The organism is Pseudonocardia petroleophila (assembly GCF_014235185.1).
Lineage (GTDB): Bacteria > Actinomycetota > Actinomycetes > Mycobacteriales > Pseudonocardiaceae > Pseudonocardia > Pseudonocardia petroleophila.
The window spans coordinates 3,350,137-3,365,150 of sequence record NZ_CP060131.1 but is presented as its reverse complement, the minus strand read 5'-3'; the positions used below and the strand labels follow the sequence as shown (position 1 = coordinate 3,365,150).

Sequence of the window (15,014 nt, the reverse complement as noted above, 5' to 3'; positions counted from 1 at the left end):
CTGCGGAGGTGATCTGGGCGCACCCCGCTCCGGGGCTGCGGCGCTGGGTCGGTGCGTACACCGGCTACCGCGTCGACGCCGGCCCGCCCGGCGTGCACCAGGGCGTGCCCTCGGCGCACCTGACGTTCATCCTCTGCCTCGACGGCGAGGTCGAGATCCTCGCCAACGCCGATCCCGCCCGGCCGCCCGGGTCGTTCGACGCGCTGGTCGCGGGGCTGCACGACGGCCCGGCGCGGATCGCCTCCGGCGCGGCCCAGACCGGCCTGCAGCTGCGGCTGACCTGGCGCGGCACGCGCGCCCTGTTCGGGGTGCCGGCCGGGGAGCTGGCCGGCGACACCGTCGACCTCGCCGCCCTGCTCGGCCGCCGCACGGGCTCGCTGCTGGAGCGCCTGGCCGACGCCGGCACGTGGGCGGAGCGGTTCACCCACCTCGACCGCGCGCTGGGTGAGCTCGCCGACGCCGACGCCGCCGCCGGGGTGCGCCCCGAGGTCGGCCACGCCTGGGACCGCCTGCAGGAGACCGGCGGCACCCTGCGGATCGCCGACCTGGCCCGCGAGGTCGGCTGGAGCCGCCGCCACCTCGCCGACCAGCTGCGCCGCGAGACCGGCCTGGCGCCGAAGGCCGCCGCGCGGGTCATCCGGTTCGAGCGGGCGGGCGACCGGCTGCGCTTCACCCGTGACCCGCTGGCGACGGTGGCCGCCGACTGCGGCTACGTCGACCAGGCGCACCTGTCCCGCGACTTCCGCGACCTCGCCGGGCAGACCGCGACGTCGTGGCTCGGGGAACGTCCGATTCCTCCACGACGTCCCGGCGACGGTGGGCCACGATCGGGGGCATGACCTCCGTACCCCCCACCTCCGCGACCTCCGCCTCCGTACCCACCGTCTGGCCCACCTTCGTCTGCCGCGACGCCGACGCCGAGCTGCGCTTCCTCGTCGACGCGTTCGGGTTCACCGAGCGGGCCGTGCACCGCGGCGACGACGGCGGCATCGAGCACGCCGAGCTCACCTGGGGCGACGGTGGCGTGATGGTCGGGACCCACCGGCCCGACGACCCGTGCGGGCAGCCGCCCGGCGGCGCGTCGGTGCACGTCGTGGTGACCGCCCCGGACGCCCTGCACGACCGCGCCGTCGCCGCCGGGGCGACCGTGCTGCGTCCGATCGAGGACACCGACTACGGCAGCCGCCAGTTCGTCGTCCGCGACCCCGAGGGCAACGTGTGGAGCTTCGGCACCTGGTACGAGTAGCTACTGCTGCAGGATCCCCTGCACGTCGAGGGTGATCTCGATCGTCGACCCGACGACCGGCACCCCGCGGGCGAGCATCTGCTGCCAGTTGACGGTGAAGTGCTCGCGGTGCAGCTGCGTGGTGGCCAGGCAGCCGGCGCGCAGCCCGTTCCACTCCTGCATGCCCAGGTAGGTGGTGTCGAGCTGGACGTCGCTGGTCATGCCGTGCAGCGTCAGCTCGCCGTCGATCAGCCAGCGGTTGCCGCCCGCCCGGGCGAAGCGGTGGCTGGTGAAGTGCAGCTTCGGGAAGTTCTCGACGTCGAGGAAGTCGGCCGAGCGCAGGTGCGTGTCGCGGGCCTCGACGTTGGTGAACACGCTCGCGGCGTCGACGAGGACCTCGACGTGCGAGTCCTCGAAGTTCTCGGCGATGCGGACCTGGCCGGAGAACTTCTGGAACTGCCCGTAGACCCGCGACATCGCGATGTGCCGGGCGACGAAGCGGACCGCGGAGTGGTCGGGGTCGATCTCGTAGATGCCCGGGACCGGGGTCGTCAGCGTCTCGTCGGGCAGCAGCGTGAGCTGCCCGACCGCGTTGTGCGTGCCCCACTCGACGTTCGCCCGCTCGTGCAGGCTCTGGTACCCGCCGGCCTCCGCGCGGATGCGGTAGTCGCCGGGCTGCACGGCGTGGGCGAAGAACCCGTAGGCGTCGGTGTCGGAGTGCGCGACGCGCTTGCTGGAGCGGTCGAACACCGAGATCTCGGCGCCCGCGAGCGGCTTGCCCTCGTTGTCGCGGACCTCCCCGGAGAGCAGACCCCCGGTCAGCGGGATGGGCATGATCGCCTGTCGTGCACCACTCTGCTGCGTGCGTCCACCCCGTCGACGCTTACTCCAGAACATGGCGCCCAACATAACAGATCAGCGACGTTCGTCACTCTCCGTGAGAAGGGCTGGGCGCCCCGTCACTCGTCCGGCTCACCGGGTTCCTCGCCGCCGCCACCGCGCATCAACCACAGCACGCCGTCGAGCTCGTCGGGCTTGATCAGGACGTCACGGGCCTTCGACCCCTCCGACGGCCCGACGACCCCGCGGGTCTCCAGCAGGTCCATCAGCCGCCCCGCCTTCGCGAACCCGACGCGCAGCTTGCGCTGCAGCATCGACGTCGACCCGAACTGCGAGGTGACGATCAGCTCGGTGGCCTGGATAAGGATGTCCAGGTCGTCGCCGATCTCCGGGTCGACCTCCTTGGCCTCCCCGGCCTTCTGCGCGGTGACGCCCTCGGTGTAGGTCGGCTCGGCCTGGTCCTTGGTGAACGCGACGACCGCGGAGATCTCGTCGTCGTCGACGAACGCGCCCTGCATGCGGACGGGCTTGCTCATGCCCATGGGCAGGTACAGCGCGTCGCCCATGCCGATCAGCTTCTCGGCGCCGGGCTGGTCGAGGATGACCCGCGAGTCCGTCAGCGACGACGTGGCGAACGCCAGCCGCGACGGCACGTTCGTCTTGATCAGGCCGGTGACGACGTCGACCGAGGGTCGCTGCGTGGCCAGCACCAGGTGGATGCCGGCGGCGCGCGCCTTCTGGGTGATCCGCACGACCGCGTCCTCGACGTCGCGCGGCGCGGTCATCATGAGGTCGGCCAGCTCGTCGACGATGCACAGGATGTAGGGGTAGGGCCGGTAGACGCGCTCGCTGCCCAGCGGCGCGGTGATGTCGCCCGAGCGCACCTTGCGGTTGAACTCGTCGACGTGGCGGACCTTGTTGACCTGCATGTCCTGGTAGCGCTGCTCCATCTCCTCCACCAGCCAGGCCAGCGCGGCGGCCGCCTTCTTCGGCTGGGTGATGATGGGCGTGATCAGGTGCGGGATGCCCTCGTAGGGTGTGAGCTCCACCATCTTGGGGTCGATGAGGATCATCCGGACCTCGTCCGGGGTGGCCCGGCTCAGCAGCGAGACGAGCATCGAGTTGACGAAGCTCGACTTACCGGAGCCCGTCGACCCCGCGACGAGCAGGTGCGGCATCTTCGCCAGGTTCGCGGTGAGGAAGTGGCCCTCGATGTCCTTGCCCAGCCCGACGACGAGCGGGTGCTGCTCGGCGCGTGCGGTGCCCGAGCGCAGGACGTCGCCCAGGCGCACCATCTCGCGGTCGGTGTTGGGCACCTCGATGCCGACGGCGGACTTGCCCGGGATCGGGGCCAGGATCCGCACGTTGTCGGTGGCGACGGCGTAGGAGATGTTCTTGGTGAGCTGGGTGATCTTCTCGACCTTGACGGCCGGTCCGAGCTCGATCTCGTAGCGGGTGACGGTCGGGCCGCGGGTGAAGCCGGTGACCTGCGCGTCGATGGAGAACTGCTCCAGCACGCCGGTGATCCGCTCGATCATCGCGTCGTTGGCGCTGCTGCGGGTCTTGGGGACCGGGCCGGTCGGCAGGATGTCGGCGGGCGGCAGGACGTAGGGCGGCTCGCCCTCCCGGTCGGGGACGGTCAGGCGCAGCTGCTCCCCCACCGGGCCGTCCGGCTCGTCGACGACGGGCGGGGTGGCGACGATCGCGGCCGGCGGGCGGCGGCGGGTCGTCGGGGGCGGCGGCTCGTCCATCGGCGGCTCGTCGGGCGGGGGCACGACCTCCGCGTCGATGACGACGGGGTCCTCGCCCAGCTCGTCGCGCACGACGTCGGCGACCTTGGCCTGGCGGCGGCGCGACGGGCGGCGCAGCGGCGCGGTCTCGGCCTCGATGACGGGGTCGGGGACGATCTCCCCGGACCCGGCGTCGGCGTCCTCGTCGGCGTCGGGCTCGACGGCCCGCCCGAGCAGGCGCCGGACGCGGTCGGGCACCGCGCGGACGGGGGTGGCGGTGAGGACGAGGAAGGCGTAGCCGGTGAGCAGCACCAGCACGGGGGCGGCGACCCAGGCCGTGAGACCGGTGGCCAGCGGGGTGGCGGCGAGGTAGCCGACGGCCCCGCCCCCCGACGCCCAGGTCTCGGGCTCGACGGGCGAGCCGGACACCAGGTGCACGAGGCCGAGCCCGCCCAGGGCCAGCAGCAGCGACCCGACGGCGACGCGCGGGCGCGAGTCGGGCTGCGGCTCGGTGGCCACCAGCACGATGCCGGCGACGAGCAGGATCACCGGGAGCAGGGACGAGCCGCGGCCGATGACCGAGCCGATCGCGCCGGAGAGCCACTGCCCGACCGGACCGCCCGCCCCGAACCACACGCCCGCCGCGGTGACGACGGCGAGCACGAGCAGGACGACGCCGAGCCCGTCGCGGCGGTGGGCCGGGTCGATCTCGCGGGTGCGCCCGACGGCCCGGCCGGTGGCACGGCCCAGGCGGGCCATGCCCCGGCCGGTCGCGTCGATGCCCTTGTCGAGCAGGTCGCGGCGCGGCGGCGGCTTGCGGGCCGCCGGGCGGCGACCGGACGGCTTGCGCGCCGCGGGCTTGCGGGGGGACGACGCTCGCGCCGTGCTGCCGGTCGTCGTCCGTCCTGCCATGGGTCCACGGTATCGGCCCGGGCCCCATGATCCGGTGACCGACGCACCCCGCGCCCGCTCACCCCCGCCCGGGTCACACCGGGAGCGGGGGCGTCACCGCCGTGAACGTGCCGCCGGGCAGCCACGTGTCGGTGGCGTGCCGGTGGTCCCCCGGCATGACCGAGACCTGCACCGCGGTGAAGATCCGCGGCCCGCTCTCCGCCGTCGCCCCCCAGGCCGCGATGCCCGCCGGCGAGGCGAGCGCGGTCACGCCGCGGCCGCGCAGGGCGGCGACGTAGCGCTGGGCCTGCTCGGCCCGCGGGTCGAAGGTCAGCGCGGTGACCGCACCGGTCTGGCGGCCCAGCACCGGCCCGGTGGCGAGCCACGGGGCGGTGTAGGTGCCGTGCACGGTCGACAGGCCCAGCGCCTCGTCGGTCAGCCGCACGCCCGCGGTCTCCCAGCCGGCGACGACCAGGACGGCGCCGCCGGTGTCGATCGCGTCGGTCAGCGGGAGGCCGTGCTCGGCCGCCGCCGCCGCCGCGACCGCGGCCGCCGCCGTGGACCGGGGCGAGCCGTCGTCGATCACGTGCAGGACGGGGGCCTGCCGCTGGGCCAGGAACCGCACCGTGGCGCGGAGCACGGTGGCGTCGGCGTCGGTGAGCGCGGCGTCCGGGCAGGCGTCGGGGAGCACGCCCCCGGCGCCCGCGGAACCGCCGACGACGGCCCCGAGCACCGCGCTGAGGCACTCCGGCCCGTCCGGGCCGGTCAGCCCGGCGACGAGCGCGGCCGGGGCGGGATCGGTGCCCGGCTGCAGCCGCAGCGCCGCCCGGTCGGACCCGACGCCGACGACCAGCTCGTCGGCACCCGCGGGGAGGTCGACGACCGCCCACGAGCCGGGCGAGCCGCTCCGCGTGCGCGTGGCGACACCGTCGACGGTGGCCCCGACCGCCCCGACGTAGACGAGGTTGGGGCCCGGGCGCTGCGGCACCACCGCGACCGGGACCGCGAGGTCGCCGAGGGCGACCGTGCGCAGCAGCGGCGCGCCCCGCTCGGGGAGCGCGATCGCGGGCAGCGCGACCAGCGTCGTCAGGACGACGACCGCGGCCGCACCCGCGCCGACGGCCGCGGGCAGCACCCGGCGACCGCCCGCGGAGCGGGCGAGCACCCAGCCCACCGCCGCGACGGCGACGAGCACCAGGCCCGTCGCGAGGACCAGCCCGTTGACCGAGCGGAGCGTCGCGGCGTCGAGCCGGGAACCCGACAGCGCGGCCCCGACCAGCGCCGACACCACCGCGACGGCCGCGGCGAGCACCGCGGTCGGGGTGCGGCGGCGCAGCTCGGCCCGCCGGTCGGCGGCCCCGGCCACGGTCGCCACCACCCCGAGCCCGAGCACGGCGGCCAGGACGGACACCGCCGCGACCGGGCCGACCGCGAGCCCGGTCTCGACGGCGGCGAGCGCCGCCAGCAGGGCGCCCGCCCCCACCGTCACGAGCCGGGACGAGCGGCTGAGCAGCACCGCGACCGCGACGACCGCGGCCGTGCGCGGCACCGCGGTCAGCGCGCCGACCCCGCCGCCGAGCCAGCCCAGTGCGAGCACGGCGACGGCGTAGCCCGCCCCGGCCTCGGCGGCGATCGCCACCCGCCGGGTGGGCGCGGCCGGGCCGCGCAGCAGCGCGATCCCGGCCACCAGGGCCGCGGCGAGCAGGCCGGTCACCCCGAGGGTGGCGGCCAGCGGCGCGGTCAGGAAGGAGACCGCCGCACCGCCGTCGGCGTGGTGCGGCGAGGCCGCCCCGGTGATCCACGGAGCGCCGAGGACCGCGAGCACGGCAGCGGCGCCCCGGAGGGCGGGCCCGGACGTCGGGCCCGCCCCCCCGGGTGGTGACGCGGCCGTCAGCGGACGTCGCCACCGGCCACCGCGAAGATCATCGAGTGCGGCTTGGCGTTGCCGGTCTCGCCGTGCGGCCAGCGCAGCCGGTTGAAGTCGACGCAGGTGCCGCCGCGGGCCTCGTCGCGGAAGTCCTCGTCGACCGTCATGACGCCGTCCTCGACGTCGGCGATGCAGACCCGGTGGTTGCCGTCGATGCCGGTGCGCGCCACGAAGTAGTTCGAGTACGCGATCCGGTCGACGTCCGTGGTCTCGCTGTAGGTGCCGTCGCCGTTGGCCACGTAGTTGTCCAGTGCGCCCCAGTGCGGGCCGCCGGACGTCGTGTCGGTCACCTCGAGCACGTCGACGAGGGCCGGGCAGTCGGCCTCCTCGCCGCCCTCGGCGACCTCGAGGATGGTGTCGATGGTGCACTCGACCGAGTCACCCGCGGCGACCAGCGCCTGGATGTCCAGGGTGTAGATCATCTTGGTGGTGCCCTGGTCCTCGGGGAACTGCGCACCCGGGCCACGGCCGATCACGGCGTGGTAGAGGTACTTGTCGTCGAGCGAGGTCTGCACCCAGCCGCCGCCGTCGCAGCCGCCGCCCTCGATGACGTCGGGGTCGACCGACAGCGCCGCGGTGGTGTTGTCGAAGACCTCGCGCCACGCCGGCTCCGGCGCGGTGATGTCGGGGGCGTAGAAGATCGCGCCGCCGCACATCGACTCGGCGAACGCGCCCTTGTTCTCGGGCAGGTTCGTCACCGTCGTCTCCATGATGGCCTGGTTCTCCTCGTGAGCCGGGTTGGTCTCACGACGGGGGCCGTCGGGCAGCTTGGTGACGTTGCGGACCACCGGGTTGTTGCGGTCGGTGATGTCCCAGGTGCGGACGGTCGGGCGGCACAGCTTGTGGTCCGGCGCCTTCACCGGGTCCAGGATGATGTTGCGCGGCTCGCAGTAGTCACTGGTGACCATGGTGTCCAGGTCCTCGCGGACCTGGATGCCGTGCGGGTTCGCGCAGGTGGCCGTGGGCAGCACCGGCAGGTTGTGGCAGTCCTCGGGGAACTCCGCCGTCGGCAGCGCCGCCGGGACCTCCGCCAGCGTCCGGCCCTCGCGGTCCAGGCGCACGACCGAGCCGGGGCTGCCCGCGAAGCCGTTGCCGACCCGGATCTCGCCGTTGGTGTACTGGCAGGGGCCGGGGACGTCCGGGCCGCCCATGTACGTGCCGTAGGCGGTGCCGTCCTCGAGCACCCAGTAGGCGTCGGGGACCGAGCCGCAGGGGGTGTCGACGGGGTTGCTCACGCCCGAGAGCTCCAGCAGCGGCAGCTTGTCGGTGTCGAACACGTAGGTGATGTCGGAGAACAGGCCACCGGCGTAGATGCTGTCGCCCGCCGTGTGGATGTACTGCATGTGGTGCGGCTCGTTCTCCGGCAGCGGGCCGAGCGTCACGGTGTTGACGACCTGGCCGTAGGTGGCCGAGTCCGCGTCGGCGTCGATGACGGCGAGGAAGTCCTGGCCGGGGAGGTCGGTGGGCAGCTCGGAGAGCTCCTTGACCGCGCCGACGGCCAGCGGGGTGTCGGCGATGTCCTGGCCCGAGGTGTCGGCGACGTTCTCGTCACCGGCCCAGACGACGATGTACTCCTTGCCGACGTGGCCCTCCTCGCCGACCGGGACGACGCCCGGGATGTCGACGAGGTGGTTGGTCGCGGTGAACAGCGTGCCGACGCTGTCGTGGACCTCGGAGGTGATGGTGTGGACCGGGGACTCGGCGGTGGCCTGGCCGGCCAGTGCCGTGCCTCCCGCGAGCAGCGGGAGCGCGACGGCGACGGCGGTGAGGCGCCGTCGCCGGGTGTGCAGGGGTGACAAGCGGATCTCCTGGGGAGCGGATGGTTCGGGGAGCGTTCGGGGACCGGCACGGCCGCGCGCGCAGGCGAGCGCCCCCGTGCCCGGCACGGGAGCGGCTCGGCGCCTGCCTCAGCACGCGGCCGGGCGACACCACTCGTCGAAGTCGCCGGCACGACGGCCGGTCCAGAACGGTTCGAGCACGGGCAACGGGACTCCGGGATCGGGTGCTGTCGACGGGGTCAGCGACGGGCGGGCTGTCCCGGACACAGCCCGTCGAAGGCGTTCTGGCGACGCGTCACCCAGAAGACCTCGAGGTCGATGATCAGCACACCCGGTCAACCGACTGGGCCGTTCGGGGGATTCGAGCTGAGACGAAACTGATCGTTTGCTGAGAGCCGTCTGAGAAACGTCCGGACAGTGCCCCCCGTCCGGACCTGCGGTTCCCGGTCAGCGGTACCGCGTCAGCACCATCCAGGTGGTTGTCCGGACCGTCTCGCGCCACCCCTGCACCCGGTCCAGCAGCGCGTCGAGCTGCCCGGCCGTCGGCACGGTGACCAGCACGATGAGGTCGTACTCCCCCGTCACCGTCTCGATCTCCGCGAACCCGGGCAGCGCGGCGAGCCGGGCGGCGTACCCGGCGACGTCGGTCGTGCGGACCACGATGCCGACGCGGGCGCGGTGCGCGGTCGCCGCGCCGGGCAGGGCTACGTCGGCGTGGTAGCCGCGCAGCACGCCGTCGCGCTCGAGGCGCTGGACCCGGGCCAGCACGGCGGTGCGGGACAGCCCGACCGCCCGCCCGAGGTCGGCCATCGTCGCCCGCGCGTCGGCCTCCAGCAGGGAGAGCAGGCGGCGGTCCAGGTCGTCGGGCTGACGATCCGTCGGTGGCACGGCCCACATCGTGGCACTTCGCCCGCGCATGCCGACGGTCGGTGTCGTGCCCCGCCGGGGCCGCGTCGAGACACTGGACGCATGACTCCCGACGACGTCCACGAGACCCTGCGTCGCCACCTGCTCGTCGACGGGTTCGACCTGGTCCTCGACACCCGCGCGTCGCGGGGGTCGTGGATCGTCGACGCCCGCGACGGCACCCGCCACCTCGACGTGTTCAGCTTCTTCGCCTCCGCGCCGCTGGGCCTCAACCACCCCGCGCTCGTCGACGATCCCGCGTTCCTCGCCGAGCTGACGGAGGCGGCGGTCAACAAGCCGTCGAACTCCGACGTCTACACCGTCGCGATGGCCCGGTTCGTCGAGACCTTCGCCCGGGTCGTCGGGGACCCCGCGCTGCCGCACCTGTTCCTCGTCGAGGGCGGGGCGGCGGCGGTGGAGAACGCGCTCAAGACCGCCTTCGACTGGAAGCGCCGGCACAACGCGGCGCACGGCCGGCCCGCGCACCTCGGCACGCGCGTGCTGCACCTGACGCGCGCCTTCCACGGGCGCAGCGGCTACACGATGTCGCTCACCAACACCGACCCCGTGAAGACCGCGCTGTTCCCGACGTTCGACTGGCCCCGCGTCGACGTGCCCGCCACCCACCTGCCCGGCGACGTCCGCATCGCCGAGGCGCGCGCGCTGGAGCAGGCCCGCGCGGCGTTCGCGGCGCACCCGCACGACATCGCCTGCTTCGTCGCGGAGCCGATCCAGGGCGAGGGCGGCGACAACCACCTGCGCCCGGAGTTCCTCCGGGCGATGCAGGCGCTGTGCGTGGAGCACGATGCCCTGTTCGTCCTCGACGAGGTGCAGACCGGCGGCGGGACGACCGGCACCGCGTGGGCCTACCAGCAGCTCGGCGTCGCCCCGGACGTCGTCGCGTTCGGCAAGAAGCTGCAGGTCTGCGGCGTGATGGCCGGCGGGCGGGTCGACGAGGTGCCCGACAACGTGTTCGCGGTGTCGGGCCGGATCAACTCGACGTGGGGCGGGAACCTCACCGACATGGTGCGGTCGCGGCGCTACCTGGAGGTCATCGAGGCCGACGGGCTGATCGCCCGGGCCGGGGAGCTCGGCTCGCACCTGCTCGGCGCGCTCGCCGCCGTCCCGGGCCTGTCGTCGGTCCGCGGCCGGGGGCTGTTCTGCGCCGCCGACCTGCCGACGACCGCCGCCCGCGACGCCGTGCTGGCGCACCTGCGGCGCACCGAGCGGGTGCTGATGCTGGGCAGCGGCGAGCGGTCGGTGCGGTTCCGCCCGGCCCTGACGATCACCGTCGAGGAGCTGGACCTCGCGGTGGCGGCACTGGGCCGGGCCGTCGCGGCGACGGCCGGTGCCGCGGCGGCAGCCTGACCGCCGCACCACGCCGCGCCGCACCACCCCGCGCCGCACCACCCCCGCGCCGCACCACCCCCGCGCCGCGGTGCAGTGGGGTGGCTTCACTCCAACCTGGTCGGAGTAGAGCCACCCCACTGCACCGGGAGGGGGCTGGCGCCCGCGGTGGACCCGGCCGGGCGCGCCTTGGTCAGCGGCCCAGTGCGCGGGACAGCGCGGCGGCGACGACGCTCGGGCGGCGGGTCAGGCGCTCCTCGGAGTCGGCCAGCGTCATGAGGCGCAGCCCCGCGTTGACCAGCAGCCAGCGCAGCGGTTCGGGCTCCCAGCGCCGCGACCGGTGGCCGACCCACGGCAGGCGGGTGACCGGGTCGTCGCGGCCGAGGATCAGGGCGGCGAGGGTGCGCCCCGCCAGGTGCGAGGTGCCGACGCCGTCGCCGACGTAGCCGCCGGCCCAGCCCAGCCCGTCCGCGTACCCGACGCCCGCGTGCCAGTCGCGCGGGATGCCCAGCGGGCCGCCCCAGGCGTGGGTGAAGTCGTCGGCGGTCAGCGCCGGGAACAGGTCGCGGGCCGCGGTGCGCAGCCCGGCGAAGACCCGGTCGTCGGTGTCGAACTCCGGGCGGATGCGCGAGCGCCAGTGGTAGGGGGCGCCGCGGCCGCCGAACACGAGCCGGTCGTCGGCGGTGCGCTGCCCGTAGACGATGAGGTGGCGGTGGTCGGTGAACGTCTGCCCGCCGGCGAGCCCCGCGACGTCCCAGAACGACGCCGGCAGCGGCCGGGTCGCCACGATCAGCGAGTACACCGGCGCGACCGAGCGCGGCGCGAGGCCCGCGTTCCACGCCTCGGCCGCGCGCACGACGGCCCCGGCCCGCACCACGCCCCGGTCGGTGACGACGCCCCGCGGCCCGACCGACAGCGCCGTCGTGCCCTCGACGATCCGCCCGCCCCGGCGCTCCACGGCCCGCGCGAGACCGCGGACGAGCCGGGCGGGCTGCACGCTGGCGCAGTCGGGCGTGACCGTGGCCCCGAGCACGCCCGAGGCCCCGACCAGCGCGGACGCCTCGGCGGGCCCGATCCAGCCGTCGTCGCGGCGGGCCCGGGTGACCTGCGCGGCGGTGCGGGCGAGGGTGACCGTGCCGCCCTTCACCCAGTCGCACGCGATGCCCTCCTCGGCGACGGCGGCCCCGACGGCGTCGACGGTGGCCCGCATCGCCGCGCCCATCGCCACGCCCGCACCGGGGCCGTGCCGCCGGTCCAGGGCCGCGGGACCGGCGGGGAACAGCGCCGAGCACCAGCCGCCGTTGCGCCCGCTCGCGCCGAACCCGGCGATCTCCCGCTCCACGACGACCACCCGCAGCGCGGGGTCGGCGCGCAGCAGCGCGTGCGCCGTCCACAGCCCGGTGTAGCCCGCGCCGACCACGCAGACGTCGGCCTCGGTGTCGCCGTCGAGGGACGGACGCGGCACGAGCGGGTCGCCGTCGCCGACGACCTGCTCGAACCACAGGTTCATCAGACGGCGATGACCGTGGGGACGATCATCGGGCGGCGGCGGTAGGTCTCCCCCACCCACTTCCCGACGACCCGGCGCACCTGCTGGGCGACCCGGTGCGTGTCGACGATCCCCTCGCTCTGGGTGCGCGCCAGCTCCTGCTCGACGATCGGCAGCACGGCCACCAGCGCCTTCGGGTCCTCGGAGAACCCGCGCCCGGACAGCGTCGGCGGGGCGACGGCGCGCCCGGTCGTGGCGTCGATGGCGACGGTGATGGAGATGAATCCGCCCTCGCCGAGGACGAGCCGGTCGGCCAGCGTGGGCTGCTCGATGTCGCCGGTGGCGACCCCGTCGACGTAGGCGCGGCCCACCTCGACCCGCCCGGAGATCACCGCGCGGCCGTCGACCAGGTCGACGGTGATCCCGTTCTCGGTGACCGCGATCGCGTCGTGCGCGACGCCGGTCTGCTCCGCGAGCTCCGCGTTGGCCCGCAGGTGACGCCATTCGCCGTGCACCGGCATGACGTTGCTCGGCCGCACCGCGTTGTAGAGGAACAGCAGCTCACCGGCGTAGGCGTGGCCGGAGACGTGCACGTTGGAGTTGCGGTTGTCGATCACCTGGATGCCGGCCCGGCGCAGGCGGTTGACCACGCCGAACACGGCGTGCTCGTTGCCCGGGATGAGCGAGCTGGACAGGATCACCGTGTCGGTGGACCGCATCTGGAACGTGCGGTGCTCCCCGCGGGCGATCCGCGACAGCGCCGCCATCGGCTCGCCCTGCGAGCCGGTGCACACCACCAGCATCTGCTCGTCGGGGATGTCGTCGACGTCGTCGATCGCCACCATCGTGCCCTCGGGCACGGTGAGCAGGCCGAGATCGGTGGCGATCTCCATGTTGCGCAGCATGGAGCGGCCGAGCAGGCAGATCCGCCTGCCGTGGGCCACCGCGCCGTCGACGATCTGCTGCACCCGGTAGACGTTGCTGGCGAAGCAGGCGACGAACGCCCGCCCCTGCGCCTTGCCGATCGCGGCCGTCAGGTTCGGGCCCAGCGACGCCTCCGACGGCGAGACCCCCGGCGTGTCGGCGTTGGTGGAGTCGCACAGGAACAGGTCGACGCCCTCGTCGCCCAGGCGGGAGAACCCGGGCAGGTCGGTGAGCCTGCCGTCGAGCGGGCGCTGGTCGAGCTTGATGTCGCCGGTGTGCAGGATCACGCCCGCGGGCGTGCGGATCGCGACCGCGAGGCACTGCGGGATGGAGTGGCTGACGGCGAAGTACTCGCACTCGAACGTGCCGTGCGTCAGCCGGTCGCCCTCGTTGACCACCAGCATGTGCGGGGTGAGGCGGTGCTCCTTGCACTTGGCCGCCACCAGCGCGAGCGTGAACGGCGAGCCGACGATCAGCAGGTCGGGGCGCTGGCGCAGGAGGAACGGCACCGCGCCGATGTGGTCCTCGTGGCCGTGGGTGAGCACCAGGGCGTCGATGTCGCCGAGGCGGTCGAGGATGGGGCGGAAGTCGGGCAGGATCAGGTCGACGCCGGGGGCGTCGGCGTCGGGGAACAGCACCCCGGCGTCGACGACGAGCAGGCGGCCGTCGTACTCGAAGACGGTCATGTTGCGGCCGATCTCACCGATGCCGCCCAGGGTGAGCACGCGCAGCGCGCCCTCGGGCAGCGGGCCCGGCGGCTGCGTGGGCAGGCCGGGCAGGACGGCTTCGACGACCGCGGGGGGACGGGGCTGGTCCCGCCGGGGCGGGCGGGACCGACGGTCGGACCGGTTGCGGTCGGACCGTGCAGAAGGACGGCTCAAGGAACTCCTCAGATCAGGAAGTGAAGGGGTGGTGCATCAGCGGTAGGCGACCTCGGCCCCGAGGTCGGCGGCGGCCCGCGCGCCGAGCGCGCCGTGGCCACCGGACCGGCGGCCCGCACGGGCCTCCGGGTCGAGCGCGACACCCGCGGCGTCGAGGTCGGACACGATCGCCGCCACCTCGGCCTCGGTGGCGGGCGGCAGGGGCAGCCGCGGGTCGCCGACGTCGAGACCGCGCAGGCGCATCGCCGTCTTCGCGAACACCGCGCCGCCCACGCGCCCCATCGCGCGCAGCACCGGCAGCATCGAGGCGTTGAGCTGGCGGGCCCGCTCGGTCTGCCCGGCCTCGTACGCGTCGAGCATGGCACGCAGGCGGTCGGCCACGACGTGCCCGGTGACCGACACCATCCCCACCGCGCCGACGGAGAGCCACGGCAGGTTCACCGGGTCGTCGCCGGAGTAGTAGGCCAGCGTGGTGGTGGCGATGATCTCGGTGCCGACGCGCAGGTCGTTGCGGGCGTCCTTCACCGCGACGATCCGCGGGTGCTGGGCGAGGCGCTGCAGCGTCTCCAGGTCGATCGGGATGACGCTGCGCGGCGGGATGTCGTAGAGCATGACCGGCAGCCCGGTGGCGTCGGCGATCGCGCTGAAGTGCAGCACCAGCCCCGACTGCGGCGGCCGCGAGTAGTACGGCGTGACCAGCAGCAGCCCGTGCGCGCCCGCCGCCTCCGCGGCCCGCGCGAGGTGGATGCTGTGCGCGGTGTCGTAGGTGCCCGCCCCGGCGACGACGGTGGCGCGCTCACCCACCGCCTCGACGACGGCGCGCACCAGCTGCGACTTCTCCTCGTCGCTGGTGGTGGGGCCCTCCCCGGTCGTGCCGTTGATCACCAGGCCGTCGTTGCCCAGGTCGACCAGGCGGGTGGCCAGCTCCTGCGCGGTGTCGAGATCCAGGCGCCCCTCGGCGTCGAACGGCGTGACCATGGCCGTGAGCACCCGGCCGAACGGGCGGCCCGGCGTGCGCGCGGAGTCGGAGGTCATGGGTCGACGGTACCGCCCCGCCCCGACCGAACCCGCCGCGC

11 protein-coding genes are annotated in these 15,014 nt (G+C 74.6%); 3 read left to right on the top strand and 8 right to left on the bottom strand.

All coding sequences use genetic code 11. The features are described from left to right. Nucleotides 1–8 precede the first annotated feature (8 nt). Entirely contained in the window at nucleotides 9–839 is an 831-nt protein-coding gene (locus H6H00_RS16740) for a helix-turn-helix domain-containing protein (RefSeq protein ID WP_185716696.1), read from the top strand. Next, entirely contained in the window at nucleotides 836–1,246 is a 411-nt protein-coding gene (locus H6H00_RS16735; RefSeq protein ID WP_185716695.1) for a VOC family protein, read from the top strand. The genes H6H00_RS16740 and H6H00_RS16735 overlap by 4 nt, the downstream gene beginning before the upstream one ends. Here H6H00_RS16735 and H6H00_RS16730 read toward each other — a convergent pair whose 3' ends face one another. The 5 genes from H6H00_RS16730 to H6H00_RS16710 form a co-directional block, all read right to left on the bottom strand. Beyond that, entirely contained in the window at nucleotides 1,247–2,059 is an 813-nt protein-coding gene (locus H6H00_RS16730; protein ID WP_185716694.1) for a YceI family protein, read from the bottom strand. Between the two features lie 125 nt (nucleotides 2,060–2,184). Then, nucleotides 2,185–4,707, bottom strand: coding sequence for a DNA translocase FtsK (locus H6H00_RS16725; protein WP_185716693.1), 2,523 nt, complete (start codon nucleotides 4,705–4,707; stop codon nucleotides 2,185–2,187). A 73-nt stretch (nucleotides 4,708–4,780) separates the two neighbouring features. Beyond that, nucleotides 4,781–6,511: a hypothetical protein gene (locus tag H6H00_RS16720; RefSeq protein ID WP_185716692.1), complete on the bottom strand. Its 1,731-nt coding sequence runs from the start codon at nucleotides 6,509–6,511 to the stop codon at nucleotides 4,781–4,783. Nucleotides 6,512–6,576: 65 nt separating this feature from the next. Continuing rightward, on the bottom strand, nucleotides 6,577–8,412 hold the full coding sequence (locus H6H00_RS16715; protein WP_255425223.1) for a selenium-binding family protein: 1,836 nt from the start codon (nucleotides 8,410–8,412) through the stop codon (nucleotides 6,577–6,579). Nucleotides 8,413–8,838: 426 nt separating this feature from the next. Then, the gene (locus H6H00_RS16710; RefSeq protein ID WP_185716691.1) at nucleotides 8,839–9,279 is read right to left on the bottom strand and encodes an Lrp/AsnC family transcriptional regulator; all 441 of its coding nucleotides are present in this window, start codon (nucleotides 9,277–9,279) and stop codon (nucleotides 8,839–8,841) included. 81 nt (nucleotides 9,280–9,360) lie between these two features. On the opposite strand from H6H00_RS16710, the gene lat reads away from it, so the two are divergent. Then, a complete protein-coding gene (gene lat / locus H6H00_RS16705; RefSeq protein WP_185716690.1) occupies nucleotides 9,361–10,665 on the top strand; it encodes an L-lysine 6-transaminase in 1,305 nt (434 codons plus the stop codon). Nucleotides 10,666–10,837: 172 nt separating this feature from the next. Here lat and H6H00_RS16700 read toward each other — a convergent pair whose 3' ends face one another. From H6H00_RS16700 to dapA, 3 genes are all read right to left on the bottom strand, one after another. Next, entirely contained in the window at nucleotides 10,838–12,154 is a 1,317-nt protein-coding gene (locus tag H6H00_RS16700) for an NAD(P)/FAD-dependent oxidoreductase (RefSeq protein WP_185716689.1), read from the bottom strand. After that, nucleotides 12,154–13,836 carry a ribonuclease J gene (locus H6H00_RS16695; protein WP_304633110.1) on the bottom strand — a complete coding sequence of 561 codons (1,683 nt, stop codon included), beginning with the start codon at nucleotides 13,834–13,836 and terminating at the stop codon, nucleotides 12,154–12,156. The genes H6H00_RS16700 and H6H00_RS16695 overlap by 1 nt, the downstream gene beginning before the upstream one ends. A gap of 138 nt (nucleotides 13,837–13,974) precedes the next feature. Next, complete coding sequence (dapA, locus tag H6H00_RS16690; protein ID WP_185716687.1) at nucleotides 13,975–14,973, bottom strand: 4-hydroxy-tetrahydrodipicolinate synthase; 999 nt, start codon at nucleotides 14,971–14,973, stop codon at nucleotides 13,975–13,977. Nucleotides 14,974–15,014: the final 41 nt, after the last annotated feature.

What these genes read in the sequence shown, in the direction of transcription:
- H6H00_RS16730 (WP_185716694.1), bottom strand. Translation starts at nt 2,059, where the DNA reads ATGCCCATCCCGCTGACCGGGGGTCTGCTCTCCGGGGAGGTCCGCGAC.
- H6H00_RS16735 (WP_185716695.1), top strand. Translation starts at nt 836, where the DNA reads ATGACCTCCGTACCCCCCACCTCCGCGACCTCCGCCTCCGTACCCACC.
- lat (WP_185716690.1), top strand. Translation starts at nt 9,361, where the DNA reads ATGACTCCCGACGACGTCCACGAGACCCTGCGTCGCCACCTGCTCGTC.
- dapA (WP_185716687.1), bottom strand. Translation starts at nt 14,973, where the DNA reads ATGACCTCCGACTCCGCGCGCACGCCGGGCCGCCCGTTCGGCCGGGTG.
- H6H00_RS16700 (WP_185716689.1), bottom strand. Translation starts at nt 12,154, where the DNA reads ATGAACCTGTGGTTCGAGCAGGTCGTCGGCGACGGCGACCCGCTCGTG.
- H6H00_RS16725 (WP_185716693.1), bottom strand. Translation starts at nt 4,707, where the DNA reads ATGGCAGGACGGACGACGACCGGCAGCACGGCGCGAGCGTCGTCCCCC.